The organism is Streptomyces sp. NPDC047043 (assembly GCF_040644055.1).
Lineage (GTDB): Bacteria > Actinomycetota > Actinomycetes > Streptomycetales > Streptomycetaceae > Streptomyces.
Genome location: NZ_JBEYVO010000094.1, coordinates 1 through 1,451, shown reverse-complemented (window position 1 = coordinate 1,451; position 1,451 = coordinate 1). Strand labels below are relative to the sequence as shown.

Here is a 1,451-nt window from a genome sequence, read left to right as displayed (position 1 = left end):
GACGTGGAGATCACCGTGCTGACGGTGGGTCCGGAGGACGCCAAGGACGCGCTGCGCAAGGCGCTGTCCATGGGCGCGGACAAGGCCATCCACGTGGAGGACGACGACCTGCACGGCACCGACGCGATCGGCACCTCGCTGGTGTTGGCGAAGGCGATCGAGAAGGCCGGCTTCGACCTGGTGGTGAGCGGCATGGCCTCCACCGACGGCACCGGCGGCATCGTCCCGGCGCTGCTCGCCGAGCGGCTGGGTGTGCCGCAGGTGACCCTGCTGTCCGAGGTCGCGGTGGCGGACGGCACGGTGAAGGGCCGCCGCGACGGCGACGCCGCCAGCGAGCAGCTGGAGGCGTCCCTGCCCGCGGTGGTGTCGGTGACCGACCAGTCGGGGGAGGCGCGGTACCCGTCCTTCAAGGGCATCATGGCGGCGAAGAAGAAGCCGGTGACCTCCTGGGACCTGTCCGACCTGGAGATCGACGCCGAAGAGGTCGGTCTGGACGGGGCGTACACCAAGGTCGAGACGGCCGCCGCGCGTCCGGCGCGGACCGCGGGCACGATCGTCAAGGACGAGGGCGAGGGCGGCAAGCAGCTCGCCGAGTTCCTCGCGAGCCAGAAGTTCATCTGAGAGAGGGTGCATTGATCCATGGCTGAAGTTCTCGTCTACGTCGACCACGTGGACGGTGCCGTCCGCAAGCCCACCCTGGAGCTGCTGACCCTGGCCCGCCGCATCGGCGAGCCGGTCGCCGTCGCGCTGGGCAACGGCGCCGCCGACACCGCGGCCGCGCTGGCCGAGCACGGCGCGACCCGCGTGCTCACCCACGAGGCCGCCGAGTACGCCGACTACCTGGTCGTCCCGAAGGTCGACGCGCTGCAGGCCGCGTACGAAGCCGTCTCCCCGGCCGCCGTGCTGGTCCCCTCCTCCGCGGAGGGCAAGGAGATCGCCGCCCGCCTCGCTTTGCGCATCGGCTCCGGCATCCTCACCGACGCCGTCGACCTCGAGGCCGGCGAGGAGGGCCCGGTGGCCACCCAGTCGGTGTTCGCCGCCTCCTTCACCACCAAGACCCGCGTCATCAAGGGCACCCCGGTCATCACCGTCAAGCCCAACTCCGCCGCCGTGGAGGCCGCCCCGGCCGCCGGTGCGGTCGAGGCCCTGACGGTGTCGTTCTCCGAGCAGGCGGCCGGCACGAAGGTCACCGCCCGCACCCCGCGGGAGTCCACCGGGCGTCCGGAGCTGACCGAGGCCGCGATCGTGGTCTCCGGCGGCCGCGGCGTGAACGGCGCCGAGAACTTCCCGCTCATCGAGGCCCTCGCCGACTCCCTCGGCGCGGCCGTGGGCGCCTCCCGCGCCGCGGTGGACGCCGGCTGGTACCCGCACACCAACCAGGTCGGCCAGACCGGCAAGTCCGTCTCGCCGCAGCTGTACATCGCCAACGGCATCTCCGGCGCCATCCAGCA

The 1,451-nt window shown here is 72.4% G+C and carries 2 protein-coding genes; both read left to right on the top strand.

Going from position 1 to position 1,451, the window contains the following annotated elements; all coding sequences use genetic code 11:
• Positions 1–621, top strand: a 621-nt coding sequence (locus tag ABZ880_RS54405; RefSeq protein WP_361279430.1) for an electron transfer flavoprotein subunit beta/FixA family protein, incomplete at its 5' end; no start/stop codon positions are given.
• A gap of 18 nt (positions 622–639) precedes the next feature.
• Positions 640–1,451 (top strand): electron transfer flavoprotein subunit alpha/FixB family protein (locus ABZ880_RS54400; protein WP_361279428.1); only part of this gene is annotated, 812 nt, incomplete at its 3' end.